The 25,534-nt window shown below is 43.4% G+C and carries 29 protein-coding genes and 2 tRNA genes; 16 read left to right on the top strand and 15 right to left on the bottom strand.

Features of this window, described 5'->3' with window-relative positions; translation table 11 throughout:
- The 9 genes from IM496_RS17715 to IM496_RS17755 all read left to right on the top strand — a co-directional run.
- The coding region (locus IM496_RS17715; RefSeq protein WP_353737647.1) for a M10 family metallopeptidase C-terminal domain-containing protein at positions 1–499 on the top strand (499 nt) is incomplete at its 5' end.
- 377 nt (positions 500–876) lie between these two features.
- Positions 877–1,362 carry a DUF29 domain-containing protein gene (locus tag IM496_RS17720; RefSeq protein WP_002782854.1) on the top strand — a complete coding sequence of 162 codons (486 nt, stop codon included), beginning with the start codon at positions 877–879 and terminating at the stop codon, positions 1,360–1,362.
- Between the two features lie 105 nt (positions 1,363–1,467).
- A complete protein-coding gene (locus IM496_RS17725) occupies positions 1,468–2,367 on the top strand; it encodes a lysophospholipid acyltransferase family protein (RefSeq protein ID WP_287662763.1) in 900 nt (299 codons plus the stop codon).
- Positions 2,368–2,508: 141 nt separating this feature from the next.
- The gene (fabG, locus tag IM496_RS17730) at positions 2,509–3,285 is read left to right on the top strand and encodes a 3-oxoacyl-[acyl-carrier-protein] reductase (RefSeq protein WP_002775997.1); all 777 of its coding nucleotides are present in this window, start codon (positions 2,509–2,511) and stop codon (positions 3,283–3,285) included.
- A 240-nt stretch (positions 3,286–3,525) separates the two neighbouring features.
- On the top strand, positions 3,526–4,293 hold the full coding sequence (locus tag IM496_RS17735) for a proteasome-type protease (RefSeq protein ID WP_002782847.1): 768 nt from the start codon (positions 3,526–3,528) through the stop codon (positions 4,291–4,293).
- Between the two features lie 31 nt (positions 4,294–4,324).
- Positions 4,325–5,062, top strand: coding sequence for a sulfite exporter TauE/SafE family protein (locus tag IM496_RS17740; protein ID WP_287662764.1), 738 nt, complete (start codon positions 4,325–4,327; stop codon positions 5,060–5,062).
- Positions 5,063–5,181: 119 nt separating this feature from the next.
- Entirely contained in the window at positions 5,182–5,601 is a 420-nt protein-coding gene (locus tag IM496_RS17745) for a tetratricopeptide repeat protein (RefSeq protein ID WP_002766728.1), read from the top strand.
- Positions 5,594–6,481 (top strand): M48 family metallopeptidase, encoded by an 888-nt coding sequence (locus IM496_RS17750; protein ID WP_194014467.1) that lies wholly within the window; start codon positions 5,594–5,596, stop codon positions 6,479–6,481. Before IM496_RS17745 ends, IM496_RS17750 begins: the two co-directional genes overlap by 8 nt.
- Positions 6,460–6,544 (top strand) — tRNA-Leu (locus IM496_RS17755). The genes IM496_RS17750 and IM496_RS17755 overlap by 22 nt, the downstream gene beginning before the upstream one ends.
- A 180-nt stretch (positions 6,545–6,724) precedes the next feature.
- On the opposite strand, the gene IM496_RS17760 is transcribed toward IM496_RS17755, so the two are convergent.
- The 12 genes from IM496_RS17760 to IM496_RS17815 form a co-directional block, all read right to left on the bottom strand.
- Complete coding sequence (locus IM496_RS17760) at positions 6,725–7,738, bottom strand: DNA cytosine methyltransferase (protein ID WP_287662766.1); 1,014 nt, start codon at positions 7,736–7,738, stop codon at positions 6,725–6,727.
- Between the two features lie 211 nt (positions 7,739–7,949).
- Entirely contained in the window at positions 7,950–8,186 is a 237-nt protein-coding gene (locus IM496_RS17765; protein ID WP_002731660.1) for a DUF4926 domain-containing protein, read from the bottom strand.
- A 226-nt stretch (positions 8,187–8,412) separates the two neighbouring features.
- Positions 8,413–8,625, bottom strand: a complete 213-nt coding sequence (locus IM496_RS17770; RefSeq protein WP_002763392.1) for a hypothetical protein — start codon at positions 8,623–8,625, stop codon at positions 8,413–8,415.
- Positions 8,622–9,098 carry a type II toxin-antitoxin system VapC family toxin gene (locus tag IM496_RS17775; protein WP_002763393.1) on the bottom strand — a complete coding sequence of 159 codons (477 nt, stop codon included), beginning with the start codon at positions 9,096–9,098 and terminating at the stop codon, positions 8,622–8,624. The genes IM496_RS17770 and IM496_RS17775 overlap by 4 nt, the downstream gene beginning before the upstream one ends.
- Positions 9,099–9,371: 273 nt before the next feature.
- Entirely contained in the window at positions 9,372–9,578 is a 207-nt protein-coding gene (locus tag IM496_RS17780; protein ID WP_061433427.1) for a type II toxin-antitoxin system HicB family antitoxin, read from the bottom strand.
- A 5-nt stretch (positions 9,579–9,583) separates the two neighbouring features.
- A complete protein-coding gene (locus IM496_RS17785) occupies positions 9,584–9,793 on the bottom strand; it encodes a DUF6887 family protein (protein WP_149989501.1) in 210 nt (69 codons plus the stop codon).
- 81 nt (positions 9,794–9,874) lie between these two features.
- Positions 9,875–10,099 (bottom strand): type II toxin-antitoxin system RelE family toxin, encoded by a 225-nt coding sequence (locus IM496_RS17790; protein WP_287662772.1) that lies wholly within the window; start codon positions 10,097–10,099, stop codon positions 9,875–9,877.
- Between the two features lie 34 nt (positions 10,100–10,133).
- Positions 10,134–10,346 carry a RelB antitoxin-like protein gene (locus tag IM496_RS17795; RefSeq protein ID WP_002743287.1) on the bottom strand — a complete coding sequence of 71 codons (213 nt, stop codon included), beginning with the start codon at positions 10,344–10,346 and terminating at the stop codon, positions 10,134–10,136.
- A gap of 51 nt (positions 10,347–10,397) precedes the next feature.
- A complete protein-coding gene (locus tag IM496_RS17800; protein ID WP_287662774.1) occupies positions 10,398–11,873 on the bottom strand; it encodes a GUN4 domain-containing protein in 1,476 nt (491 codons plus the stop codon).
- Positions 11,873–12,259 carry a Pepco domain-containing protein gene (locus tag IM496_RS17805; RefSeq protein WP_287662775.1) on the bottom strand — a complete coding sequence of 129 codons (387 nt, stop codon included), beginning with the start codon at positions 12,257–12,259 and terminating at the stop codon, positions 11,873–11,875. The genes IM496_RS17800 and IM496_RS17805 overlap by 1 nt, the downstream gene beginning before the upstream one ends.
- 147 nt (positions 12,260–12,406) lie before the next feature.
- On the bottom strand, positions 12,407–14,518 hold the full coding sequence (argZ, locus tag IM496_RS17810; RefSeq protein ID WP_287662776.1) for a bifunctional arginine dihydrolase/ornithine cyclodeaminase: 2,112 nt from the start codon (positions 14,516–14,518) through the stop codon (positions 12,407–12,409).
- A gap of 173 nt (positions 14,519–14,691) precedes the next feature.
- On the bottom strand, positions 14,692–16,455 hold the full coding sequence (locus tag IM496_RS17815) for an SWIM zinc finger family protein (RefSeq protein WP_287662777.1): 1,764 nt from the start codon (positions 16,453–16,455) through the stop codon (positions 14,692–14,694).
- Between the two features lie 115 nt (positions 16,456–16,570).
- Here IM496_RS17815 and IM496_RS17820 point away from each other — a divergent pair, with 115 nt between their 5' ends.
- From IM496_RS17820 to IM496_RS17835, 4 genes are all read left to right on the top strand, one after another.
- Positions 16,571–16,852 carry a ParB N-terminal domain-containing protein gene (locus IM496_RS17820; RefSeq protein WP_041804185.1) on the top strand — a complete coding sequence of 94 codons (282 nt, stop codon included), beginning with the start codon at positions 16,571–16,573 and terminating at the stop codon, positions 16,850–16,852.
- 13 nt (positions 16,853–16,865) lie between these two features.
- Entirely contained in the window at positions 16,866–17,558 is a 693-nt protein-coding gene (locus tag IM496_RS17825; protein WP_287662779.1) for a helix-turn-helix domain-containing protein, read from the top strand.
- A 451-nt stretch (positions 17,559–18,009) separates the two neighbouring features.
- Positions 18,010–18,246 carry a hypothetical protein gene (locus tag IM496_RS17830; RefSeq protein ID WP_002763414.1) on the top strand — a complete coding sequence of 79 codons (237 nt, stop codon included), beginning with the start codon at positions 18,010–18,012 and terminating at the stop codon, positions 18,244–18,246.
- Positions 18,236–18,652, top strand: coding sequence for a putative toxin-antitoxin system toxin component, PIN family (locus IM496_RS17835; RefSeq protein WP_061433419.1), 417 nt, complete (start codon positions 18,236–18,238; stop codon positions 18,650–18,652). The genes IM496_RS17830 and IM496_RS17835 overlap by 11 nt, the downstream gene beginning before the upstream one ends.
- Before the next feature lie 234 nt (positions 18,653–18,886).
- On the opposite strand, the gene IM496_RS17840 is transcribed toward IM496_RS17835, so the two are convergent.
- Positions 18,887–19,735 carry a M28 family metallopeptidase gene (locus tag IM496_RS17840; RefSeq protein WP_287662782.1) on the bottom strand — a complete coding sequence of 283 codons (849 nt, stop codon included), beginning with the start codon at positions 19,733–19,735 and terminating at the stop codon, positions 18,887–18,889.
- Between the two features lie 109 nt (positions 19,736–19,844).
- Between IM496_RS17840 and IM496_RS17845 the strand changes: the two genes are divergently transcribed.
- Complete coding sequence (locus tag IM496_RS17845) at positions 19,845–21,227, top strand: flavin monoamine oxidase family protein (protein WP_287662783.1); 1,383 nt, start codon at positions 19,845–19,847, stop codon at positions 21,225–21,227.
- 79 nt (positions 21,228–21,306) lie between these two features.
- On the opposite strand, the gene IM496_RS17850 is transcribed toward IM496_RS17845, so the two are convergent.
- Entirely contained in the window at positions 21,307–23,832 is a 2,526-nt protein-coding gene (locus tag IM496_RS17850) for a mannose-1-phosphate guanyltransferase (RefSeq protein WP_287662784.1), read from the bottom strand.
- 206 nt (positions 23,833–24,038) lie between these two features.
- On the opposite strand from IM496_RS17850, the gene IM496_RS17855 reads away from it, so the two are divergent.
- Both IM496_RS17855 and IM496_RS17860 read left to right on the top strand, forming a co-directional pair.
- Positions 24,039–24,230 carry a hypothetical protein gene (locus IM496_RS17855; protein WP_104396538.1) on the top strand — a complete coding sequence of 64 codons (192 nt, stop codon included), beginning with the start codon at positions 24,039–24,041 and terminating at the stop codon, positions 24,228–24,230.
- 165 nt (positions 24,231–24,395) lie between these two features.
- Positions 24,396–24,469: transfer RNA gene (locus IM496_RS17860), tRNA-Arg, on the top strand.
- Between the two features lie 441 nt (positions 24,470–24,910).
- On the opposite strand, the gene IM496_RS17865 is transcribed toward IM496_RS17860, so the two are convergent.
- Positions 24,911–25,186 (bottom strand): hypothetical protein, encoded by a 276-nt coding sequence (locus IM496_RS17865; protein WP_002795807.1) that lies wholly within the window; start codon positions 25,184–25,186, stop codon positions 24,911–24,913.
- Between the last annotated feature and the right edge of the window lie 348 nt (positions 25,187–25,534).

The raw sequence follows: 25,534 nt of genomic DNA on the forward strand, positions 1-25,534 counted from the left end.
TACCCTCGACTTCTCTAATACTGCTTTTGTCGGTGACAATATCCAAATCAATGGCTATTGGGGGAATGATACTATCACCGGTAGCACTGGTAATGATGTCATTATTGGTGGCGGTAGTGAGGACAAACTTAACGGCGGTAGTGGTGAGGACATTCTTATCGGAGGATTAGGGTCAGATCAACTAACGGGAGGTGAAGGTCCGGACCGTTTTATCTTCAACACCGTTGATGAAATCGGTCAAGGTGCAAACCAAGACAATATCCTCGATTTCAATACTGGTCTTGATACTATTGACATCTCTGGTATTGATGCCAACTTCCTCAACGATGGTAATCAGAGTTTCACGTTTATTGGTGCCTCGGATTTTTCAGGTCAAGCGGGACAACTGCGCTTTTACGGCGGTCTCCTTTGCGGGGATACCAACGGTGATGCAGTCAGCGACTTTCAATTGGCGGTCGCTGGAGTGTATAGTTTACCTGTCACCAATATAGTGCTGTGACATCCTCTGGTTTGAGGCAATAAGCTCTTACTGCATTTAACTGAGTGTCAGCAGAAGTCCCATCGCTAAAAGCGAGGGACTTCTGCTTATACCAAATTAAATTGTATTCAGAGCAGATAGAGCATCTTAATTGCGAGGTGGAGTCAATAAACAAAGTCATGGATGGTATTTCATCTCAAATTCGCATCGGACAAAGGTATTTACAACTTCCTGACTGTGACAACATTTGTCCTCATACCGTTTGGGTATGCAATCATGAGAATTTGCTTGGGGTGCCTGCGCGGTAATTTTTCCCGTCTCACTATCAAAATTAGGAGAAAGTCGCCTAATATATATATGAGGGTATTTATCTCCTATTAAGAACCGCCCACAACGAAATGAAAACTTTAAATCAGAATCCCTGGCAAGTAGAGGGAGGAGAAACCCTTCCCCTACTTTACGAAATTGATCAACATCTTTGGTTAGATAAAACAATAAAAATCCTCAAGGAAAATCGCTTAGATGAATTAGATGTAATCCATTTAATTGAGGAATTAGAAAGCTTGAGTAAAAGAGATAAAAACCGAGTCAGTAGCTTACTTGAACAAGTGATCAGGCATTTATTACTTTTACAATATTGGACAACAGAAGCAGAAATAAATCGGAATCATTGGCGAGCGGAAATTATCAGTTTTCGCACGCAATTAAGAAAATGTTTAACGACGAATTTACAGAATTATTTGGCTGAGGAATTACCGATAATCTATCAGGATGCTTTCGATTATGTTCAACAAAAAACTGGTTTTTCTGGCGATTTTCCCTCAGAATGTCCTTACAGTTTAGAGCAATTATTAGATAAAAATTGGTTCAACTGTGAAGATTAGACATTAAAAATGATAGAATTATCGAGGAAAGCCGTTCTAAAATGGCGGGTTTTTTAACCGAAATTTGCGATAATAAGATGCGATTAAATTATCCACTGGCCATCAATGCAGATTTTTAGCTCTTTTGTCTCATCTACGGCCACTTTTGCCGAATTATCCCTACAAGCGGCGAATGCCCCTGTTGATACCCTCACCGGTTGGTCATTAGAGGATCGCGATCCGCAAGTGATCGAAAAATTTGTCCCCCTTCTGGATTGGTTTTATCACCATTATTTTCGGGTTAAAACCGATGGTTGGGAAAATATTCCCCCCTCAGGACAGGTATTATTCATCGGCTCCCATAACGGCGGTTTAGCGGCTCCCGATATGTTTATGATGATGTATGATTGGTTTCAACGCTTTGGCAGCGATCGCTTAGTCTATGGTTTGATGGATTCGCGAGTCTGGCGAGTTTTTCCATCCCAAGCGCATCTAGTGGCCCAAATGGGGGCCATTCATGCTCATCCGAAAATGGCGATCGCTGCTTTAAATAGTGGCGCTAGTGTCTTAATTTATCCAGGGGGTGCTACGGATGTTTTCCGTCCCCACAGTTTAAGAAATAAAATTCATTTTGCCGGTAATCAAGCTTTTGTTAAACTAGCTTTACAGTACGAAGTGCCGATTATTCCCGCCATTTCCCACGGCGCTCACTCGACCCTGTTTGTCCTCGAAGATATTTATCCTCAATTAAAAGAATTGCATAAACAGGGTATGCCTTGGCCTTTCGGTATTGACCCCGGGACTTGTCCCATCTATTTCGGTTTACCCTGGGGACTAGCTATCGGTCCCCTGCCGAATATTCCCTTACCCGTACCGATACAGACGCGGGTTTGTCCCCCAATTATTTTTGAACGTTACGGCAAAAAAGCAGCCCGGGACCGCCGTTATGTACGCGAATGTTATGAGAAAGTCTGTTATTTGATGCAGCAGCAACTCGATCAATTAGTGGCAGCCAATTCTCCCTGATACTATAGAGGAAAGTGGGGACAAAGCGATCGCACTTGAGGATGGCTGCGGTCAGATTAACCCGCTTGTGAGATAATGAATTGTTTTGAGCAAAGTTATCAGTACAAAGTTTTCTCTTGAGATTTGACGATTATTTGGGGAATGCAGAAAATTATGAAACTATTACCCGCAGAATGCCAGCATTTACAAGACAAAGTAGCCATAGTAACCGGGGCCTCGCGAGGGATCGGTAAAGCGATCGCATTGGAATTAGCCAGCCAGGGTGCTACTGTAGTGGTGAACTATGCTAAATCTAGCAGTGCTGCCGATGCCGTTGTTGAAGAAATTACCGCAGCTGGGGGAAAGGCAATAGCTCTACAAGCAGATGTGGCTAAAAGCGAAGAAGTGGATAATTTAGTAGATAGTACTAAGCAAAAATTCGGTCATATTGATGTCTTAGTTAATAATGCCGGTATTGCCCGGGATACCCTAATGTTAAGAATGAAATTAGAAGACTGGCAAGCGGTCATCGATCTCAATTTAACCGGAGTTTTTCTTTGCACTCGTGCCGTCGGTAAATTGATGTTAAAACAGAAAAGCGGCCGCATAATTAACATCACTTCTGTATCTGGTTTGATGGGTAATCCGGGTCAATCTAATTACAGCGCCGCTAAAGCCGGTGTTATCGGTTTAACGAAAACTTTAGCCAAAGAATTTGCCAGTCGAGGCATCACTGTTAATGCCGTGGCCCCTGGCTTTATTGAAACCGATATGACTCATGACCTCAAAGCAGATGAAATTCTCAAATATATTCCCTTATCCCGTTACGGAAAACCGGAAGAAGTCGCCGGCATGGTGCGTTTTTTAGCCGCCGATCCCGCCGCTATTTATATCACTGGTCAAGTCTTTAACGTCGATGGTGGCATGGTTATGGCTTAATTCAGTTATCAGTTATCAGTTATCAGTTATCAGTCATCAGTGATTAGTTATCAGTGATTAGTTATCAGATTAAAGTTTTAAGTTTTAAGCTTTAAATGATATTATTCACCGCTCAGTCTTCACTCTTCACTCTTCACTCTTCACTCTTCACTAATTACTGATTACTGTTTACTGATTACTGTTTACTGATTACTGTTCACTGATTACTGTTCACTGATTACTGTTTACTGATTACTGAAAATGACTTACTGTTTAGGAATTATCAATCGTTTTGGCATTGTTATGGGGGCGGATTCTCGCACGAATGCGGGAGTCGATTATATCTCGGCCTATCGGAAATTATTTGACTTTTCGGTATCGGGAGAAAGAGTAATTATGGTCTGTACATCGGGGAATTTATCGATTAGCCAAGGAGTGATTCACGAACTAAAAAGAGATCTGCACAATCAAGAGGATAAAAATCTCCATTCTCTGACTCATCTCTACGATATCGCCCACTATATCGGTGATAAAAGTCGTCAAGTACAAGCTAGGGAAAGAACTTGGCTAGAAAAAGATAATATTGATTTTAAATGTAAGTTTATTCTTGGGGGACAAATTAAAGGAGAAGAACCGCAATTATTCCTGATTTATCCCCAAGGAAATCATATTCAAGCAACCAAAGAAACGCCCTTTTTACAGATAGGTGAAACTAAATACGGTAAACCGATTCTCGATCGTACCATTACCTATGATACACCCCTAGAGGAAATGGCCAAATGTGCCTTACTTTCCATCGATTCGACCATGAAATCGAATATTTCCGTCGGACCGCCTATCTATTTGAGTATGTATGAAGCGAATAGCCTAAGCCTACGTCATAAGTTACAATTGCGCCTAGGAGATCCCTACCTAGCCAAAATGCGGAAACTCTGGGAAGATTACGTCCGGCAAGCTTTCGAGGCTATGCCCAATGTGGAATGGCATTATACCGATGAAGATCCCAAAGAAGATATCATAATAGATTAAGTAACTCTTTGTGAATTAACCTTACAACTCGATGATCATTGTTACCTTGATGTTGGCAGGTAGTCTAGCTTGGTTTTTTAGTAGCCTTGCTGGTGGGGGCAGCCCCCTGATTCTACTCCCCGTTTTAGGTTGGTTTCTCGATGCTGCCGTCATTCCTCCAGTTTTGACCACGGGGATGCTAATCGGTAATGTCCAACGCATGGGAATGTATTGGCGGGCCATTGACTGGCCGTCGACGGTGTGGTACTTACCCGGCGCAATTATGGGATCTACCCTCGGCGCTTTTGTCTTTGCCCATTTACAATTTAAATGGTTGCCGCTAGTTTTGGGAATTTTTCTGGTTTTATCCTCGCTTAAACAATTATTTCCCCAAGAAGAAAATTCTTTTTTTGAGATTAAAACTTGGTATTTTATGCCATCGGGATTTATCTACGCTTTCCTGTCGGGATTAGTCGGTAGTACCGGCCCGATGATGAACCTGTTTTATATTAACTATGGGCTAGTTAAAGAACCAATGGTGGCAACAAAATCCGTTCACATGGTAGTAGTTCATGTGGCCAAATTAATCGCCTACGCAGCCTTTGGAGTTTTACATCTGCCCTTTCTCGGTTACGGTTTATTGTTAGGATTAGCGGCCTGGCCAGGCAATTGGTTAGGACAAAAAGTTTTAGAAAAAATGAGTCCCCAACAATTTAAACAAGCAGTGATGTTATTCGTTTCGATGAGTGGCCTATTGATGATCTGGCGAGAACGCGGCATCGTCTTTTAAAATTTTGCTGACAAGGGGACAAATTTTGCTAAAATACTAGATAAAGGTGATTTGTACTAGCTTTGTGTAATACGCCGATAACCGTTAAATTTGCTCCTTGATTAACCCCGCAACTGAAAATGACAGAAACCGCCAATTTTACCCTCGAACAAGGTTTAGAACGCTACCAACAGGGAGAAAGCGCCGCCAGTTTATTGCCGGAATTTAAACAATTAAGCGATCGCAGTCCTAAAAATGCCGCCGTTTGGTCCTGTTTAGCTTGGTTATATATGCTCACCGATAAACCGGAATTAGCCCTAAAAGCCGCCCAAAAAGCCGTTAAACTCGATAAAGTTTCCCCCCAAAACCGGATCAATTTGGTTTTAGCTATGTTGGAAACCAAAACCGCCGGAGTTAGGGAACATATCGAACTGGTGCAACAATTAGTTAGTTTAAACAAAGAAGTTCGCCAAGAAGTGGATGAAAATATCGCCGATGGTTTAGCTAGAAAACCGGACTGGAAAAGTTTAGAACGCGTCAAAGCTTGGTTAAATGAATAAGAATATGGAATTATCAAAACAGTTATTACTCGGCTTAAAAGCCAATGATTTTCGGCATCCCATCGACCTAGAGGCCACTAATTCCCTTAAACAGTTGCCTGGGTTAGATATAGCCGTGAGAAGTTTATTAGGTTCGGTTGCTGAGGAATTCTTTTACTTAAATAACATTGCTGCTAGTGTTTTGGTGGGGGAAAAACAATTACCCGACCTGCATAATCTCCTCCTAGAAGCTTGCCGAATTCTCGACTTAGAACCACCTCAATTATACATTCAACAAAACCCCGTTCCTAACGCCTATACCTTCGCCATGCGCGGCAAAAAACCGTTTATGGTGATGCACACTTCCCTAATTGAAATGCTGACTCCCGCAGAAATTCAAGCGGTAATCGCCCACGAATTAGGTCATCTCAAATGTGAACACGGCGTTTATCTGACTTTAGCCAATATTATGGTTCTAGCGGCGGGATTACTGCCCAATTGGGGGACAATGTTAGCACAATCCCTACAGGAGAGAATGTTAGCATGGGTGCGCTGCGCCGAGTTTAGTTGCGATCGAGCGGCTTTATTGGCAGTTCAAGACCCAAAAATCGTCATGTCGGTGTTAATGAAGTTAGCCGGAGGTTCCCCCAGTCTCGCACCTTTATTAAATTTAGAGGCCTTTATCGATCAGGCCAAGTCCTACGATGCCGTCAGTGCCTCGGAAATGGGGGAAATGTTAAAGGGTTTGCAAACCCAACAGTTAACCCATCCCCTCCCCGTCCTGCGTGCGCGAGAAATCGATCGGTGGGCCAGTTCCCCCGATTATCACAATTTGTTAAAAGGGCCAAAAATGGGTTATAATGATAAAGCTAATGCCAAGGGCGAATGGCGAAATTGGTAGACGCACCACACTCAAAATGTGGCGAGGCAGCCCCTCATGTCGGTTCGAGTCCGACTCCGCCCATCAAATTACAGTAATTTCTGGCTATTATGGCCTAGAAATGGCCGATAATATTGGCTTAGTTGAGGTTTCATCCGACTAAATATTAATCTCACGCCGAGGAGTAGACTTTACGCCTACTGGAAACATCCTTACTACCTACCCCAATGGACGGACAAGATAGATAGGATTGGCTGAATAAATCTAAAAACCGTGTTGGATAAGGTTTTTAGATTTATTCAGCACACCTGAATTAGTTGATGCTTGCTCAATATCTAACAAAGACTCGATCACAGAATTAACCACAGCAGCTACGCAGGAAATCGCCACACTATTACCGGTTAATTTTCGCATAGTTTGATAACTGCCGACAATTTGATAATCATCGGGAAAACCTTGTAAACGTAGCATTTCTCTTGCTGTTAAACGTCTTTTCCCATCCACTAACAAATAATTATAGGATGCTCCTGCTCGCAAGGCACAGGAATAGGGATAAGCGCTGACATTACCTCCTTTATTTTCGTGCCAGATAGTCGGTTCACTATAAGGTTTTTTTCCCTCTCTTTTCAGCAGGCGACTTTTTTGAATTTTTTCGGAAGCATAATAAAAATCCGAGACATTTTCTTCTAATATTTCCGTTAAAGTTGTTCTAGATAAAGCTGGTTTTGGCCAGATAAAACCCCGCGCTTCTCGGAAACCAACGATAAAAATTCGTTCTCGTTTTTGCGGTAAACCAAAATTAAGCGCATTCAAAACCCGATAATCGGTATAGTAATCTAAATCTTGCAGAGTATCGAGAATAACTTCTAAGGTTTTTCCCTGTTGATGTCCCTGCAATTGCTTGACATTTTCCAGAATAAATGCTGCGGGTTGTTTGGCTTTTAAAATGCGGGCAATCTCAAAAAATAGCGTGCCTCTGGTGTCTTCAAACCCCTTTAAATCACCACAAATACTAAAGGGTTGACAGGGAAATCCCGCCATTAAAATATCGTGATTGGGAATATCTAGGGCAGCGATTTCGGTAATATCTCCCCGGGGTTGGTCGCCAAAATTAGCCTGATAAATTGACTGAGCATCTTTATCTATATCACAGGAAAAAACACAATCAGATTCTAAGTTTTTTTGGCGACAAACTTGTGCAATTGCCACTCGAAACCCTCCCAAACCACAAAAGAGGTCAACAAAACGAATTTTTTTACTATCTTTCAGGAGATTCATCGATAGTTGAGATTGTAGCGATAGGGATATTCTCTTTGATTTTAACTTATCTAACTTTCACCAAAGAGCGGACGGTAAATATTTCATTGGCGCTTGAGAGTAACAAACTGAAAACAGTCGTCATCCCTGGAGACATACACAAAAAAAAGGATGGTGGGTTAAGCTTCTTGAACCTCAGTTTTCTAGGAAATCACAGCCAAGAATAACAGAATTATATAATTTGAAATTCATCCTGTTTAAGATTTTGAATCGATTCAATCTTGGAAACTTCTACAGCGATAACTGTATAGGCTTTTCCCTGATTATTTAACACTTCTAAAACATAGCCATCCTCTTGGCCTTCGGGTCGAGGACAATAATCCACGATAATCGCGTGAGTGCCACGAGACAAATTAGATTCTGGCAAATCTTCGGTTAATTGAACTTCGGAAAACATATCAAATTTCATAGTCTAACTCTTTTAATCTGGTAATAAAGTCACAAATCTTGTTTCTTTCGTAAGTGAGTCGATAATCCAATAGGTAGAGACTTGTAAGTTTATCCCGTGGAACTCCTGAGATAAACTTATTCTGTATTGTTACATACAGCAATGAATCATTATCGCCCTAACTCTTGTGTTGGCAATGAATTGGCAATTAATCAGAATCAATCTATAGCGTTTCGCTCAAGCCAACCTAAGAGGCTGTTGTGTTGACGTTGAAAGCTTTGGTGTGTTCTTCTCGAATTTTATGAATTTCTTCAGCATACTTGAGAGTAAACCCGTAGGATTCCGCAGCCTTTTCCGCAGCAATGCGAGACTTAACTAAATAGTCATGGATAGACGTGCATTCCTCCGATAATCTTGTTTGAGTTTTATCTTTTTCTTGCAAAATCTCTGAGTGGATCATAAGTTATTCTCCTCTTTGAATAGTTCAAGTGGTGTGACAATTTCAGGTGTTGACAAACCAAGGCGGGCATTGATAACGCGAATATGCTTCCGTTTGTTAGCATTCGCTAGGTGGTTGCAATTCCAAGTAACGAGATATTGAATGTCGAAATAGCTGGCATAGGCAAGATGTAGAGCGTCGCCCACAAGAGACCTTGGCATGACATAGTTGGCAAGATAAAACTCGACAACTTGTTCAAGAGCAGAAGTCGGCGGTAGTAAAGGAATCCTCGAAACCAAATGAATAATTTCAGCTTTACGCGGATAGTTTCCGTTGGTTAGTTCTTGAAGCACGGCATCCGAAATATATAAATCATAATAACTGGACATCTCCGACCACCACTTCCTTGTGATTTCGGTAAAAGTTTTTAGAGCTTCACGCTCATCAAAGTAATAACTCGGAACCGTGGAATCCAAGTACACTTTTTCTTTGATGATAATAACTGATCGACAAGACTAAATCAAAGCCTGAAGCAGCGGTATGGTAGCCCCCTCTATTCTACTATCCTATCTCTGTAACGAAGTTGTTGCACTGTCATGCTTGACCTCGATCATTTCTCAGAGCGATCGCACTTGGACTTGATCGCATTGAAACTTCTCCATTTTATCCCAAACATTAGCGGTGCGTTACACGCGCGTTAACGCACCCTACAAGATCGGCGATCGCACTTAACAGATAAAAGTCGCGGACAGGATGCAGGTGATCGGTTACGCTTCGATATACTGGCAATAGGTGGCTGGTTGGGGAATTGGCAGCCCTTCCTCTTGTAATCCATCCAGATGAAATTGAATTGCTTCTTTCATATTTTCTGTGATTTCCTCTAGGGTTTTACCGGTAGTAACACAACCGGGTAAATCGGGAACATAAGCGGAATAATTATTTTCAGCTTTTTCGATAATAATCGCATAACACACGATTTCTATTCCTCAATTATTTGATTTAATTTTTCCTTGAAAATCGTTTCTATTTCTTTATAGGACATCGTTTGAGGTGCGGGATATTTAAAACTGTCTTTTTTTCGGCTTAATAATACTTCTAGTGCTTCACTAAAAATAGCTTCTTCGTTTCGATGTTCCGAAAGATACTGACGGAGTTCTGCGTTAGTCATTTCCGAAGGTGATTTTTTCATAATTCAAAGTTCCAATTCCCCTGTTCATCGATTAAAATGATTAGAAAGCAATTGACAGATAAAGATAGCGGTATTTTTCTATCAAGGAAAAGTTTTGTAAATTTCTCTACGATGTGCGACTCGTTGACAGATGATGGTTTGATTGGGTTTATCAACAGTCAGTCCAATCCTATAATCTGCAACTCTAATTTTATATTTATCTTTATGTCCTTTCATTTTATCGAGATAGCCTAATTCAAAAGGATTGTCAGTTTCTAATTCGGAAAATACGATCAACTCAATACGAGATTGTATGTCTTTTGGCAAAGAGGCTAATTCTTTTAAAAATCTCTTGTTGTATTCAACCTTCTACATTTTTATTTTTAAGCAACTCTAAATATTGTAAGGCTTTTTCTTTGTCTAGGATTTGATCATTTTCAACTTCTTCGATGAGTTTTCCTAGTCCGTAATCCTCTAGGATTTCTTCGATTTTTTCAAATTCAGCAATGGGAATCTGAACGGCAATCGGCTTTTGATCCTTGTCTAATACATAGCTTTTGTTAATTTCTAGCATTTGGTTTTCCCTCCGATACAATTCTTAAAAATTGGCTGTAATCTTTATATGTTACATTTTACAAGTCTCGACGCGAGAGAAGAGTTTTCTAATTTTCCTACTCAACTCAATAACTTTCGGGAGGTGAAATGGGAGGTGTCCTAGGGGTGCTTTTAGGTCAAAAGTAACATCTTTGTAGTATATCCAGCTATTATTCACTCGCCAGCCTACTCTATCTCCGAAAGCGTCCCAAACTCTTCTATTATACTCCCGCGTCCCACCGAGTTCGCGGTAGATTTTCGCCTGCACGGAAAAACCAAAGCGACCGCCACTATATTTAACCCATAATTGGTCAATGGTTCGCAAATCCTCGCAGGGAAAATTATCGATATCCTCTTCCCGTAACCATCCCTCTTTTGTTCGGTTGGCAGCCTGTAGCATCACTGTTGCGGTTTCTTCGTCCGCTTCTTTCCATTGCTGCCGTTTTAATAAATCTTCTAAGTTTCGATAATCGATTCCTTTGGCGCTTTTTAGTTCGATTTCTGGCGGTGGTGCGGGTTTCGGGGTTTCTGTTATCGTTTTCGCCGACTCGCGATTTATCGGTTCCGTTTTAGGGGACGGTAGGACGGGTTGTTGTGCTAGTTTCAGGGTAATCCGGTCATAAACTTTTAAAACCTTCGGATTCGTGGGGTCTAAGGCTAATACTCGCCTCATTAACTGTTTTGCTTCTTCTAGTCTCCCGTCCCCTTCTAAATCTAACGCTTCCTCTCGCAGTAACCCGATATCGGCGAGGGTTGCCTGTTTCGGTAACAGAATCAGATGATTTTTGTAGTTTGGTTCGACGGTGGAGTGGGGAGTCTGCGGGGGTTTGTTGTATTGTCGGTTGATTTCCGGAACTCGATGGAATAGATGATTACAAAGTCTCTCCACTGTCGCGCAATTCCTTTCCCCCTCAATTCGCAAAGCCTCCAGAAGCGCGTAGGTAAACGAACTCATTCCCAAAGCGGGAATTTGATAGGATTCTTCCCCCGGACTACAGGAAGCGATGGTAATCACTCCCTGTTGGGGTTTTCCTCCCGTGGATTTATTGCCGAATCGCGTCTCGTTACGGCAAGAGTCCAACAACAGAATGATATTATCCGCGCCGCATTTGCGTAAGCGTTGGGTGAGATAGGTGAGAGAAATGGTGGTATCTGGGAGCAATTGGGAGTGTCCATCGTGGGGAACGAGGTAATCCTGTTCCTGATGTCGTAATCCGTGGCCGCTGAAGAAAAACCAGAAGTTATCCCCCGTCTCCAACTGCGGGGACTCGAAAAATTCATGGAGGAAGATTTTTAAATTTGTGGCGGTGGGTTTCGTTTCTAGAAAAGTACCGCTAGGCGTTTTAATGGGGTCAGAATCATCGGTAAAGAGGAAAACCATGTCAAACTTGGCTTCTTCTTTACAATAGCGAAACATAGCCTTCGCGTCTTCGATGGCGCAATCTAGCTTGTTAAAGTGTCCCTGTTTATAGGCTGTAATGCCGATGATAAATGCCCAGTTCGCCATTAGTCTGCGGTCGGTGTGTTTTTCTCGTCTCGCTTGAATTTTAGGGTTAATCCGCCTTTGGTGCCGGTCTTAATCCCCGTCCCTAATAATTTTACTTCACCTTCTCCGGTAATCTCTACGCAAAGCTCTACTTCATCGAGTTTAAAACCGGTTTGTTGGTTGACCTGTTTCTGTGCTTGATTGAAGACTTTGCCGATAAGCTGGAGAAAATGGGAAAGTTCTGTCTCTAGCTTCTCTATGCTCACTTTTACGCCACGAGTCGCAGCTTCGGTGATAATTTTCCTCGTGTCCCAGGAATTGTAATAGGTATTGTTTCCTTTCGCATCTTTATCGGGGGTGACGGGGGTATCTTCTGCGGTGATAATCCAAATAGTTTCTTCTGGCATAGCGCTCTCGTTTTTCGGCAATGGTTCTCCTTTATTATTCTAGTTACCCATTGCTAACTCACCTATAGAGATAGGGGTTAATAGTCCCAAAAAAGGGGGTTTAAATACCCCCAAAGCTCATAAGTTTTATGTTTTAGAGTATTGGTTTTAAACCGTTTCTACCAAGGGACGGGTTAACTTATCCAACTGTTGGGTTAACAGACTCAGGAATAAACCCACATCGGTGACGATACCGACGGATTCTACAGAACCTCGATCGCTTAATTTTGTCACCACGGCCGGGTTAATATCAACACAGACCATTTTCACCCCCGCCGGTGTCATATTGCCCACACCGATGGAATGGAGCATACTAGAGAGCATGAGAATCATGTCTGCACCTTGAATTAAGCGGGAATATTCTTCCTGTGCTTTAATTAAATCCATCTCCGTATCCGGAAGCGGACCATCATCGCGAATTGAACCGGCCAAACTGAAGGGGACATTATTCTTGACGCATTCATACATTACGCCTTTTGTCAATACCCCGGCCGATACAGCTTTGGCGATGCTGCCGTGGCGACGGGTGAGGTTGATAATCTTGAGGTGGTGACGATGGCCACCGCGCACGGGGATGCCTTTCTGCATATCTACCCCTAAAGAAGTACCCATGATCGCCTGTTCCATGTCGTGAACTGCGATCGCATTTCCCCCCAGTAAAGCGTGAACGTAACCATCGCGGATTAAACGGGAGAGATGTTGCGCTCCTCCAGTGTGAATGACCACCGGACCTGCCGTTACTACCACTTTACCGCCCTGGTCGCGAATTTTACGCATTTCCCAGGCAATCTGCTCCACGGTTAACTCGACTCGGCGCTCGCTGGAAACCCCCGCACCCATAAAGGTAAATTCCTGAGTGCTGTTGCGTTGTTCCCTGGATTCCGCCTGTCGGATAGTACGGATGCCCTCAACTCCCACCATGACGCGATCGCCAGCTTTTAAATCCCGCAGCAGAGTACATTTCGCGGTTTTGCCTTCTGGACTTTCAGTGACGACGATGGCTGCATCCATGCGTTGATTTTCCACCCGCACCCATTCACAGTTAACCCGCACTTCCGTGGGATAGATGGTGCTGACATAAAAATCATCGGGAGCGACCCCATCTTGTGCCACCACTGCGGTATTGACATCACAGATTTCTTGGGGACGAGCGGCCGCACCGAGGTCGATCAATTGTACCATGATCTCCTCCATTACCTCGTGAGAGGGTGCAGAAACCCGCACTTCGGCCGAGGAGGTACTTTGACGCTCAATCCCTAAGGTGAAGTTTAAAACCTTGAAGCTGCCCCCATTTCCTACCACAACATCGAGAGCTTTATTCATAATTCCCGCGTCGAGCAGATGACCTTCTAACTGGAGAATGCGACTTTCAATGGTGACATTAGCGTGATGGTCTGGAATTAAGGGTTCCGTGGTACGCAGGGTTAAACATTTGGCCGCACCTCCTGCTTTTAAAAACTCCGTTAGGGGAGTTTGTACCACTTCAAACCCTTTTGCAGCTAAGTTATGTTGTAAATCGTCACTAATTTTATTCATGACGATTACTTGACCGATATTCACTGCATTACAAGCAAAGTTAACCGCATCGGCTTCTTCAACGATAATGCGTTTTTCTTCGGGAATTTTTAACTCAATTAACCGATTAGAATAGGCATCAAAAGCATCGGGATAGTAGAGTAGATAACCGCCACTAAGGGGACAAAAACAGGTATCAAGGTGATAGAAACGTTCATCGATTAAACGTAGGGATAAAACCTCGATATCGAGCCACTTAGCGATTAAAGGGTGGGAATCTAACTCAGTTCTGAAGCCATATCCTGCCCATAACCAACGTCCTTCCCGATCTAATAATGCGTCTCCTGCACCTTCAAAGGGTAAATCTTTGGGCAGTTCGTGAACTGTAAAACCGTTATCTTCAAACCACTGCTTAAAATAGGGTTCTTCTCCCTGTCTTTCTTTGTGTAAAAAGCGACTGAGAACGACAGTTTTTTCCAGAACTAAACCTGCATTAGCGGTAAAAACCATGTCAGGCCAGCCTTTTTCTGGTGTGACTAAATCCACGAGCGCCCGATCTTTGAGAACATGATAAAGCTGCTGCCATTGTTGCCTAGCTTTTTCCTGGGAAGATTTGTGAATGTTGCCCTCCATCCAGGGATTAATCACATAATCCACATCGTAATGATCGGGAGAACACATCAAAAAGCGAATAGTTTCAGTCATATTTTTTGACAATGAATATTCAGTATAAGTAGTCTGGAGATAAGTTTAGACCAATCTTCCATTATACTCTACTTTGCCCCGAAATGTCACTAGGTCTAAGATTAGGACAATTACCGCTCTACAAGCTAAAAACAGCCCGGTTTTAGCCGATAACTGACGGCTAGAAGCTTAAATCATTGTAAATCCTGATATTTAAATAACCCCATAAATTTCGATTTGCGTCCGTGTTCCTTAATTAAACTTTCCCGATAAGTTTGCCATTCTTCCCGTCTTCCCGACATATAAAAGGCATTACGAGCTTTTTTTAGCCATTTAATCGCTTCTTGATAGCGGTCAGCCTTTTTTTCGTCCAGTATCTTTTCCGCAGGAGGACACGCGTGATCGATCACCCAGTTAGGATCGACGGTAGCAGCCGCATCCATTATCCGCCAAATTAGGTGAGACTGGACATAGGAATTATCAGAAACGACTTTAATTGCATCTCTAACTAAATTTTCGTGGAGAAATATATCGATTTTAGCCTCTGTGGAACGTCCACCGCTAAACTCGCGCAAGTAATCTAACAAGTCTAATTTTAAATCTGGCCAATCTTCCCCCGCTAAAGACTCAATTTTTTGGTAATGGGAAAAGGAAGGTTGGTCTTGAAATGCCTTAATTCTAGCAGCCAAAGCTGTATCTATATCCCCTAAAGATTGCGCTAGTTCACTTGTCCAGAGAGCTAATTGATAATAATAATTCCCTGGGAAATTTAGACCACTTCGGGCAATTATTAGGGCGGATTCTGGTGCGGATTCATCGCGTAAAGCTTTGGCAAAAAAGAAGGCTTCATCGTTTTTAGTTATCATATTTTTTGCCGCCGCCATCGCTTCGTCAATGCGATCAAGATAGACTAACTTAGTTAGGTATTCTACCACTTGTCCTGAAGCTAAAGCTAGATTCAAATACTCCTGATCTTTTTCCTGTTGCTCGAAAATTTCTAAGCGAATAGAAGTCAATGTTTGGGAATAATTGGGGATATTCCCTGACCACATTTCTGAAAAATTAGCCGATTCTCCCCGTAAAATCTTCTCTAAAATTGGATCATCCCATCCCTGTTGTAAGGCTGCTAAACTCATCTCAAAATCGGCACTCCATTCATCTTGCCATTGCTCGATCTTTTCCCTTAAATCTTGCTTTTCTTGGGGATTAAATTCTTTACTTAAAATTGCTGCAGTTAAAACTCGATCGATTCTGGCACTTAAATCATCATTGACAGCACCGTAATCTTCTAAATTATCCCATTCCTCGATACAGGCGCTAATAATTGCTTCTAAAATAGCGATCGCATTATCCAGTTCTCCCTTTTGATAATAATCTTGGGCCTCATCCACTAGGGCATAAATTTCATTAGAAATTGGATCTTCTTCGTAGTAATCTTCTTCGATCGCTCGCAGGGATTGCCGCAGTTCATTACGGACAGTATTACGATAAGCTTTGACATTAATAGTTATCTTACCTCCCGCTTTATTAACTGGGGTAGCTGGAAATAAAAATTTATCAATTGTCTCGATAATTTCTGGGTGTTTAGCCACTAAATGATTAAGTAATTTTCTTAATTTACTTTCATCGATTGGTGTCAATAACTCCTCTAGGGAGGCTTTTTTAATAATTAATTCTGGTTGACGAGAACAGGTTAATAAAACCGCCACAATATGCTTACACCAACCCTCGTAATCGTAGGGACAGGAACAGGAGACATTCTCAAGATTATCTTGGTTAAAATCCATGGCAACTCGATAGGGTTTAACCTCACTACCATTCACTAAAGCTTGCAGATTTTGCCCCCGTTGCCAAAGAGAAATAACTGCACCGCTATCGTAATAATATTGACCGCGCTGATAGGAAGCATTGGTGCTATTTTGCCGGATAATTTTTTCATTGATAGGAGGAATAGTCATAGTCAGAAAAGGAGAGGATTGGGTGATAAAATCTTGTCTGTGGCCAGAAAACTGCCAGCACCGAGACAGACCACTGCATCAGCAACCGAGTCAACTTATCTTCAGTTTAGCCTAAATGTGCTATAGTAAAGACAGTATGGAAATTAAAAACATTCCTCTGTCCCAAATTCGTCGTCCTTTACCGCGACAAACCGATCCCGAAAAAGTTAATCAGTTGATGCAATCGATCGCTGAGGAGGGATTACGAGAACCGATCGATGTTTTGGAGGTGGATGGTAACTACTACGGTTTTTCTGGTTGCCATCGCTTTGCCGCTCATCAGCGTCTCGGTAAAGAAACAATTCTCTGTCGAGTTCGTCGCGCTCCTAAATCTGTTTTAGCTAAACACATCGCTTAAGCTGAGAAGTCCCATGAATGAGTCCTTATATAAATATCATCGGCAAAAATTAGAGCAGTTAATGGCAAAAATTGGCTGTAAAAATCTGGAAGAATTGAGTCAGTTATCGGGTCTATCTTCTTGGCAATTACAGAGAGTTTGCCATGGTTTAATCGCCAAATTATCCTCTGAATCTTTGGTGAAATTAGCTAATGGGCTGCAGCTGCCAGTTAGCGAGCTTCTCGCTCATTTTCAAATTCCGACTATGCAGCCAGAGGATCATTCAGGGGAATTAAAAATTCTCGAACAAGAGTATCAAAATTTACAGCAAAAATTAGATAAGCAAAAAGACGAATTAGCCGCAGAATTTCAACGTCAAAGCATCGAAGCGATCGAATCTTGGTTAGTTCAATGGCCCACGGCCGAGGCCGTTGCCCGCAAAAATCCCGACCTAGCAGCCGTCAAAATCCTCTCCCTAGTTAAACCGATTATGCAGTTACTGGAGCGCTGGGGAGTGCAACCAATTGACAGTGTCGGTGATCATGTGAGTTATGATCCGCAAATCCATCAATTGATCGATGGTCAGGCAGAAATCGGTACACAAGTTCTAGTGCGTTATCGGGGCTATCGTCATGGGGAAAAACTACTTTATCGTGCTAGAGTAAGTTTAATTAAAGTAGAAATGCCAGAAATTCAACCAGTAGAAACAGAAAATGTCACCGCTTAAAGTGATAATTCTTGCAGAGCTTTGGTGATGCGAAAAATTCCCCCGTGGTCTGCTTTTATCGAAAAAATCGGGTCTAAAACCTCGCCTTAAGACGAAAAGTTTTTGGAGCGGGGCATAAATCCCCATTACAAAACTAATGGCTACTTGATAACCGCCCCCTGAACGGTTAAAATGATATCATAAGTGATTCGGAGGGAAAAATATGTCAACGCCCTACGATAACTGTTTTGACCACATTACTGATCGTCCAACGAAATTCTGTTCGCCAGCAATGGTTACAGATGGTTTGCGGAGGTTTATTTGTTGCCGATGTTAGGATACTACTATTAGCGACGCTTAAGCGAAACCCAACCGCACTAAACCTCACATTTTAGCATATATTTCGTAAATGTGCTAATATTTAACAGTAAAGCCGTCGTTCTACGACGGGGTTTCAGACCCAAAATTTTCGATGAAAGCAACGATCCGAAACGTTAAAATTAGCGAGATTCCCACAGCGATCGAGCAGTTAGGTTTGTCTGCTCATGCGTGTGTCGATTTCACAATCGAGAATCATGAGATGACGGGGAACGAACAGGACGAAACCACCCAAGCCTTGATGGAAGTGGTGAATGAAATTCGTGCTTATGCCAAGAGTCAGGGATTGACTGATGAGAAGTTGGAAGAGCTTTTAGTAGATGAATCGTGAACCCATTGTTATCGATACGAACGTCTTGATAAGCTTCGCCTTAAGCAGTACGACAACACCAGCTTTGGCTGTAGAATACGCGATTAATAACTTTATTATTCTGCAAAGTCCCGCAACTATATGCGAGTTGGTCACAAAACTTCTTCTCCCAAAGTTCGAGAGGTACATTACACTGGAGCAGCGCCGACAACTGCTAGTAAGAATTTTGGAAATTTCGCTGCTGATTAGACCTACTGACCACACTGAAATTTGCCGAGATCGAGACGATAATAAATTCCTAAATCTGGCAACCAGTGGGGAAGCACGCTATCTCATTACTGGTGACAATGATTTGCTTATACTGCAACGCTATGGGAAAACAGAGATCGTTACACCAAGGGAATTTTTAAAAATTGTTCGGCGGTGAAGTACAAAAAATCCAGTTTGAGTGAGATGATCGAAAGAACAACATCGATATGGAAAAACACGGGATAGACTTTAATTTTGCCAAGACAAGTGACTTAAGCAGTAGGTTGGGTTGAGCAATAATAACTTTTGTCTGTCAAATATTAGTGACGCTTGAGCGAAACCCAACCACACCAATGTCGTCAATAATGTTGGGTTTCTAACTGGGATTGGTGCGTTACGCTAACGCTAACTTTTATCTCATCGGTAAAGATTGCAATCCAAAACAGAGACCTTGACAGACTCTTGTTAGGAAATTTAAGTCCAAAGTAGCGATTGTATCCCGAGAACTATGATAATAGGGATTACGCATATTAGCCGTATCTGTCACCATAATTGCCGAATAACCGCGACTCCAAAAAGGAGAATGATCGCTGCGTCGAGTATCGGGGACGATATAACCTCCAAAAATTACCGGCAACCATTCGCAGGGAGTCTGATTTTCTCTCATGACTCGACTGAGAAAATTTAAATCCTTGCGGGTTTTGAGATTGCCAATCAAAGCGATAAAATCCCCAGTGTTGGGGTAAAAATATTCTAGAAAAGCTGGATATTTTTGAGAATGGGGATTTTTATCACAGTAACCGAGCATTTCTAAGGATAACATTAACCTTAAATCCTGCTTAGTTTGTTTTAATTTTTCCGCGTAGGCAATGCTCCCCAGTAATCCGTATTCTTCTAGATCGAAGGCAATTAAACGAATTGGATAATTAGCCTGATTCTCCCCAAAAAACCTCGCTAATTCTAATAATACCGCTAATCCCGTGGCGTTATCGTCAGCCCCCGGCGACCCCGGCACCGTGTCATAATGAGCGCCAATTAAAATCGGAGGTTTTTGACTGTTGTTAGGCAAATCCAAGATTAAATTTTCGTAAACTTTTCCCTGAAATGAGAAAAAATGTGATTCAACTTTTCCCCAATTGCCTAACTCTTGCCGCAGGTATTCTCGCACATAAAAATGTCCTTGACTAGAGAAAAAAGGGTTTCTTTCTCGGACAATTTGTTCTAGGTGTTGGCTTAAGCGATCGCTAAGAAGATCAAACATTGATAGCAGCAGATAATTTAATCAAAAGAGCCAATGGATAGAGAAACTGAGGGAAAAATCGGGGAGAATAATAATTGTTAATTATAAAATATTCTGTGGAGCTAAAATCATGACAAATCTCCAGTGGACTAGCTATGATTGTATCGTTGTCGGGGCGGGATTAGCAGGATTAATCGCCGCGCGTAATCTCCAGAGGCGAGGTCATCAAGTTCTGGTAATCGAAGCGCGAAATCGTTACGGTGGCAGAATGTCTGGTCAATATCTCCCCTCCGGACAGTGGATCGATCGAGGTGGTCAGTGGGTGGGTCCAACCCAAGAGCGTTTTTTAGCTCTCCTCGACGAGTATAAAATACGTCGTTTTCCCTCTCCCAATCAGGGAAAAACCGTCCTAGTCTTTAACAACAAACGCTATGAATTCAATGGTTTTTTTCAAGGTTTCCACGAGGGAGAAGTACCCGATATCGGCACGGAAGAATGGCAAGATGCGATGTCAGCATGGGCGCGTTTTCAAGAACTAACCAAAACCCTACCTTCAGGTTATCCCCAAAGCAACGATCACACCAAAAAACTAGACAGTAAAACTTTTGCCCAGTGGATTGAAGAAAACACCAGCACAGATTTTGGTCAATGGTATTTTGCTTATATGGCGCGTGCAGTGGGTTTTCTCGGGCCGGCCGAACCCAACCAAGTCTCACTGCTGCACGTTCTTTGGGGACAAAATTGCGCCCCTCAGGCCGAACATCCAGAAGCCGAACTGATCCATGGCGGAGCCGGACAAATTCCCGACAAGATCGCAGCGGAGTTAGGAGAGCGAATTCGATTGGGGGAACCAGTTTTTCGCCTTAATTATGACTCGGCCGGTGTCACCATAGAAACCACCCAGAACACTTTTACCGCCAAATTTGCCATCATTGCCATGCCGCCCCATCTTGCCGGCCGCATTATTTATCATCCCCCGCTGCCACCCCAGCGACAACAACTAACCCAACGAGTACCGATGGGATGCTGCGCTAAAATCCTGATTTCCTATGAGCGACCTTTCTGGCGAAAACAGGGACTAGCGGGACTTGCTCAAGGGAATTGTCAATGGTTGGAACTCTGTGCCGATAGTTCCGATCCCGAAACCGGTGTCGGGGTAATCGCCACCTTTGTGGTTGGCGATCGCTATAGTCGTTGGCGCTCGATGAGTAGTCCGGCGCGCCGTGCCGCCGTCCTCTCGGATTTAGCTATTTATTTCGGTCAAGAGGCCCTTTTCCCGATCAGTTACGATGAGGTGGATTGGCCCGGGGATCCCTGGACTGGTGGCGCATATTCCGCTTTTATGCCCCCCGGAGTCTGGACAAGTTTCGGCGAGGCTCTTTTTACTCCCGTCGGACCGATTCACTGGGCCGGCACAGAAATGGCCGATCGCTGGCCGGGATTTTTTGAGGGAGCGATCCGCACCGGTGAGGCAGCGGCCGATCGAATCGCCTTCCTTTTGCGGGAAAAATGAGCATTTACAGGGCTACGCCACCTTTTAGGTCAAAAAAGTCATCATAGTCAAGTTTCGGGGCTAATAGGGCAGAAAACTCTTAAATCATCACTATTTCGCCCTGGTAATGTTCGACGAAATACTGCACACGATGACGATATTCTTTAATTGTCCGATCGACCCATTCCCGCTGCTCACTGTTAGCATAGATATGCACTAAAGGTTCTCCAGCATCGGGTAAAATCAACACCCAGTCATCATTAAGGGGATTAATCACCTTCACCCCATCGATCAACTCTAGATTATCGGTAGCGTGAGTCTCCACCAGATAGCGCATCAAGGATCCCTTGACTTTCCAAGGACAACGCACCGCCGTATTCTTATTGTAAATGCGCGGTAACTCAGCCCGCACCTGAGCTAGAGAACGTTCCTGAATGGTTAACATCTCCAAAAGTTTCGCCACGCTGAACATAGCATCGAAACCGGGATGTAATTGCGGAAAAATAAACCCAGTTTGCCCAGAGCCTCCTAAAACCACATTAGGATTGGTTTGACATCCTTCCATTAAAGCGCTAGGACTGGCTTTTGTCCGCACCACCCGGCCATCGTGACGACGTGCGATCTGTTCCACGGCACTAGAAGCATGAACCGGCACTACCACTGTACCGCGAGGATGGGCGGTCAGAATTGTATTCACCATTAAAGCAGTTAATTGTTCCCCGCGAATCGATAAACCACTCTCATCGACGAGGACTAACTGTTCCCCGTTGGCCGAAACCTGTACGCCTAAGTTCGCTTTCAGGGCCTCCACCACATGGCCCAATTGATGGATCAGTAACTCTCTTTCCTGCATGGAAAGGGCATTCTGACGTAAACTGGCATTGAGAACCACGGCATCACAGCCAAATTTAGCCAGTAATTCTGGTAAAATTGCTCCCGAGACTCCGTAGGCGTAATCAATGACGATTTTGGAAGCACTATTGCGAATAGCCTCCACATTTAGCTGAGTTTCAAAGGTTTTGCGGTAATTATCGAGAATATCAGCCGGATAGGACATACTGCCGATTTCCTGCATTCCCACCCGTCGCAAATCTTCCTTGAAATAGGCCCCTTCGATTTTCTTTTCCCTCGCTTTGGAAACATTAATCCCTTTTTCGTCTAAAAACTCGATTAAGAGAAAATCCGGGCGATCGGGATGAATACGAACGTGAATGCCACCGACTACGTTTAATTTAGCCACTAAAGTCCGCGAAATCGGTAAAGCATTCGCTTGTAGGTTTTGGATATTAACTCCCACGGACATTAAACCGGCAATCAGCGATCGACTGACCATGCGCGAGACACTACGTTGATCCCGGGAGACGATTACCGTTGACCCCGGTTTCAGGATAGAACCGTAGGATGCCCCCAGTTTAACGGCGAATTCGGGCGTGATATCGATGTTAGCGAGGCCCGATACTCCTCGTTGACCAAAGAGGTTTTTATGGGCAGTATTTCCCCAAATCAGGTTAATATTGAGGATGGCTCCCGATTCGATCTGTTTACTCGGCCAGACTCTCACCCCGGAATTGATCTGCGCTTCTTCCCCCACGATCGATAATTGTCCGATCACCGCACCTTCGTGTACCTGGGCCCGTCGATCAATTCTGGTCCCCCTAGCGATCGTACAAGCGGCTAAATTGACCTCATCCCCGATCACCACACCATTCCAGAGGATGGGACGTTTCAGATCGGAACCGGCACCGATGGTGACATTATCGCCGATAACCGAACCCCTCTCGATCAGAACATTTGCACCAATACGACAATGATTGCCGATCATGGCTGGGGCCTCGATCTGGGCGCTAGGATCGATATAGGTATTAGTACCGACCCATACCCCGGGGGATTTTTCTCGATAGGGAAATTCTAGGTTAACTTTGCCAGATAAAGCGTCGTATTGCGCTTCTCGGTAGGCCTCCAGATGACCGACATCGCACCAATAACCATCGGCCACATAACCATACATAGGTTCGCCCCTTTGCAGCAGCAGCGGAAACAAATCTTTAGAAAAGTCGGATTCTTCTTTGTAGGGGAGATAATCGAGGACTTCTGGTTCGAGAATATAAGTTCCGGTGTTGACAGTATCGGAAAAAATCTCGCTGGTGGATGGTTTTTCGATAAAACGGCGAATTCTGCCTTCTTTGTCGGTAATCACTACCCCAAACTCGATCGGATTGGGAACCCGCGTCAGGACGAGGGTTGCTTTCGAGTTTTTGCTTTTATGGAATGCGATCGCTTTTTGCAGGTCAAAATCAGTGATACTATCGCCACTAATCACCAGAAAGGTATCATCTAACCATTCGGCAATATTTTTCACACATCCTGCGGTGCCTAGGGGTTGATCCTCCTCGACAGCGTAGGTGATTTTTACCCCAAAGTCGCTGCCGTCTTGAAAGTAGTCGCGCATGACATCGGGGAGATAGTGCAGGGTGGTGATAATTTCAGTAATGTCATGCTTTCGCAGTAAATTAATAATATGTTCGGCGATCGGACGGTTGAGAATCGGGACCATCGGTTTGGGAAGATCACAAGTAAGCGGACGTAATCTTGTCCCCGAACCACCTGCCATTAGTACCGCTCGCATAACTTCCTCCCAAGGCTATCTTTTCGCCGTTTTTAAATATTTTTTTCAAATTCTGGCTTTAGTTTTCCTATCTCGATCGAGCTAGTTCCTAACCGGCATTCTAACACTGTCTCCCGGATTCAGGACAATATTTTCTTTTCCCAAGTCGGCAAAACCCAAGCTTAAAATGGGAGGTGTGAATTGTCTAAATTCAAGGATGAGATGGCATGAGACTCGTTGTTTTTATCTTAATAATTTTTTATGGTGTCGGTGGTTGGAAATTCTGGAATGGGTACAGAAGCACTAACTTTAGTTCCAGTTTACCCAATCGTTTAGCTCTAACACTGTTCTGGCCGCTTCTGTTGGCTGTTAATCCCGCCTACCGCAAGAATTTTCAAAAAGCCCTCAAGGGCAAATAAAATTAACATACTGCCAAGGTTGCGGCCATAAAACAAAAAAGGGGGTGGGTATCGAGGCCTTATTCTGCTGGATTAGTCGAGATTACCCCCCCAAAAAAAACCTAAATAATCCATGGCAATCAGCAATTTAGCCGTGGATGTCTTATCATGGTTAGGGAAAAAATTGGGGTCGTAGCTCAGTTGGATAGAGCGAGTGCCTCCTAAGCACTAGGCCGCCGGTTCGATCCCGGCCGATCCCGCCTTTTTCAGTGATCAGTGATCAGTAAACAGTGAAAAGATGCTGGGAAACTGCTATTTAGGGCTGGCTGAATAATTATAAAAACCTTGTTGGGTAAGACTTTTAGACTTTTTGTCAATCAAAAAGTACCAGGCACTCAGGTGATAAGGGGGAAAATTGAGGCACTTTTTCCCTGAAAATTAGGTAATTGGCCACCTCAAAACCGCTAAAACCCCACACCCCACACCCCACACCCCACACCCTGTCCCCACGAAAAACTTTTTGCCGCAAACCCTATTCATAGCGCTTTTCACGTTATTGAGGTATCGACAAGTTTTGCCAACAAAGGACTTAAGCTCCTTGCCCATGCCTCATTCTGATGAAAACTGCTATAGCGTTCATTATCAAAATATCTACGGGCTTAATTAAGCCCGTAGCCGTGCCTAAGGGCAACTTCTAGAGGTTAGGCTTGATCGCTTCTGTTCTCGTTAATCTGTCGGATGATTTCAATCATTTGAGCGTGTCGATCATCCATTCTCTCTAGATGCCGGTAAAAATCGGCTTGAGTCTCATAAAAATCTGATTGTGCGCTTGCTATTCGAGCTAGGTAATCGTAAAGCCCTTTTTTCTCCTGTTTGCGTTCTTCGCGGTCACTAGCGACGGCATCAGCTAGGGCTTGAATAGCGCGAGCGTTCGATTCCACTATTTTCTCGATCCGCTCTAATCTGTCTTCTGACATTTTGGTAAACTCCTAATAGACTAATTTCTTGTCCCCCACCGATGCCCGTCGGATGGCGGAATAATACTAAATCCGTTGAGTATAGGCTATATATCAGGACAGCCGAACGGCAAAAGGCAAAAGGGGGAATAAATAACCAGTTTTTAATAACCGGATTTAGTATCACTCAAAACTTAAACCTGCTCACTGATAACTGATAACTGCTATTTAGGGTCTGCTGAAAAAGTTTGTTGGTGGGGGCAGGGTGTGGGGTGTGGGGTGTGGGGTGTAGGGTTTTACCGATTTTGAGGTAGTCAGTTACCTAATTTTCAGGGAAAAAGTACCTGAATTTTACCCCTGATCCCTCCA

Origin of the sequence: Microcystis sp. M049S2, assembly GCF_020245625.1 — a bacterium.
Classification (GTDB): domain Bacteria; phylum Cyanobacteriota; class Cyanobacteriia; order Cyanobacteriales; family Microcystaceae; genus Microcystis; species Microcystis ichthyoblabe_A.

Coding starts and splice junctions, on each gene's coding strand:
- fabG (WP_002775997.1), top strand. CDS start 2,509: ATGCAGAAAATTATGAAACTATTACCCGCAGAATGCCAGCATTTACAA.
- IM496_RS17785 (WP_149989501.1), bottom strand. CDS start 9,793: ATGAAAAAATCACCTTCGGAAATGACTAACGCAGAACTCCGTCAGTAT.
- IM496_RS17720 (WP_002782854.1), top strand. CDS start 877: ATGAAAACTTTAAATCAGAATCCCTGGCAAGTAGAGGGAGGAGAAACC.
- IM496_RS17830 (WP_002763414.1), top strand. CDS start 18,010: ATGAAAGCAACGATCCGAAACGTTAAAATTAGCGAGATTCCCACAGCG.
- IM496_RS17770 (WP_002763392.1), bottom strand. CDS start 8,625: ATGATCCACTCAGAGATTTTGCAAGAAAAAGATAAAACTCAAACAAGA.
- IM496_RS17745 (WP_002766728.1), top strand. CDS start 5,182: ATGACAGAAACCGCCAATTTTACCCTCGAACAAGGTTTAGAACGCTAC.
- IM496_RS17850 (WP_287662784.1), bottom strand. CDS start 23,832: ATGCGAGCGGTACTAATGGCAGGTGGTTCGGGGACAAGATTACGTCCG.
- IM496_RS17865 (WP_002795807.1), bottom strand. CDS start 25,186: ATGTCAGAAGACAGATTAGAGCGGATCGAGAAAATAGTGGAATCGAAC.
- IM496_RS17835 (WP_061433419.1), top strand. CDS start 18,236: ATGAATCGTGAACCCATTGTTATCGATACGAACGTCTTGATAAGCTTC.
- IM496_RS17825 (WP_287662779.1), top strand. CDS start 16,866: ATGAATGAGTCCTTATATAAATATCATCGGCAAAAATTAGAGCAGTTA.
- IM496_RS17725 (WP_287662763.1), top strand. CDS start 1,468: ATGCAGATTTTTAGCTCTTTTGTCTCATCTACGGCCACTTTTGCCGAA.
- IM496_RS17800 (WP_287662774.1), bottom strand. CDS start 11,873: ATGGCGAACTGGGCATTTATCATCGGCATTACAGCCTATAAACAGGGA.
- IM496_RS17735 (WP_002782847.1), top strand. CDS start 3,526: ATGACTTACTGTTTAGGAATTATCAATCGTTTTGGCATTGTTATGGGG.
- IM496_RS17805 (WP_287662775.1), bottom strand. CDS start 12,259: ATGCCAGAAGAAACTATTTGGATTATCACCGCAGAAGATACCCCCGTC.
- IM496_RS17845 (WP_287662783.1), top strand. CDS start 19,845: ATGACAAATCTCCAGTGGACTAGCTATGATTGTATCGTTGTCGGGGCG.
- IM496_RS17815 (WP_287662777.1), bottom strand. CDS start 16,455: ATGACTATTCCTCCTATCAATGAAAAAATTATCCGGCAAAATAGCACC.
- IM496_RS17765 (WP_002731660.1), bottom strand. CDS start 8,186: ATGAAATTTGATATGTTTTCCGAAGTTCAATTAACCGAAGATTTGCCA.
- IM496_RS17795 (WP_002743287.1), bottom strand. CDS start 10,346: ATGCTAGAAATTAACAAAAGCTATGTATTAGACAAGGATCAAAAGCCG.
- IM496_RS17840 (WP_287662782.1), bottom strand. CDS start 19,735: ATGTTTGATCTTCTTAGCGATCGCTTAAGCCAACACCTAGAACAAATT.
- IM496_RS17820 (WP_041804185.1), top strand. CDS start 16,571: ATGTGCTATAGTAAAGACAGTATGGAAATTAAAAACATTCCTCTGTCC.
- IM496_RS17740 (WP_287662764.1), top strand. CDS start 4,325: ATGATCATTGTTACCTTGATGTTGGCAGGTAGTCTAGCTTGGTTTTTT.
- IM496_RS17855 (WP_104396538.1), top strand. CDS start 24,039: ATGAGACTCGTTGTTTTTATCTTAATAATTTTTTATGGTGTCGGTGGT.
- argZ (WP_287662776.1), bottom strand. CDS start 14,518: ATGACTGAAACTATTCGCTTTTTGATGTGTTCTCCCGATCATTACGAT.
- IM496_RS17750 (WP_194014467.1), top strand. CDS start 5,594: ATGAATAAGAATATGGAATTATCAAAACAGTTATTACTCGGCTTAAAA.
- IM496_RS17760 (WP_287662766.1), bottom strand. CDS start 7,738: ATGAATCTCCTGAAAGATAGTAAAAAAATTCGTTTTGTTGACCTCTTT.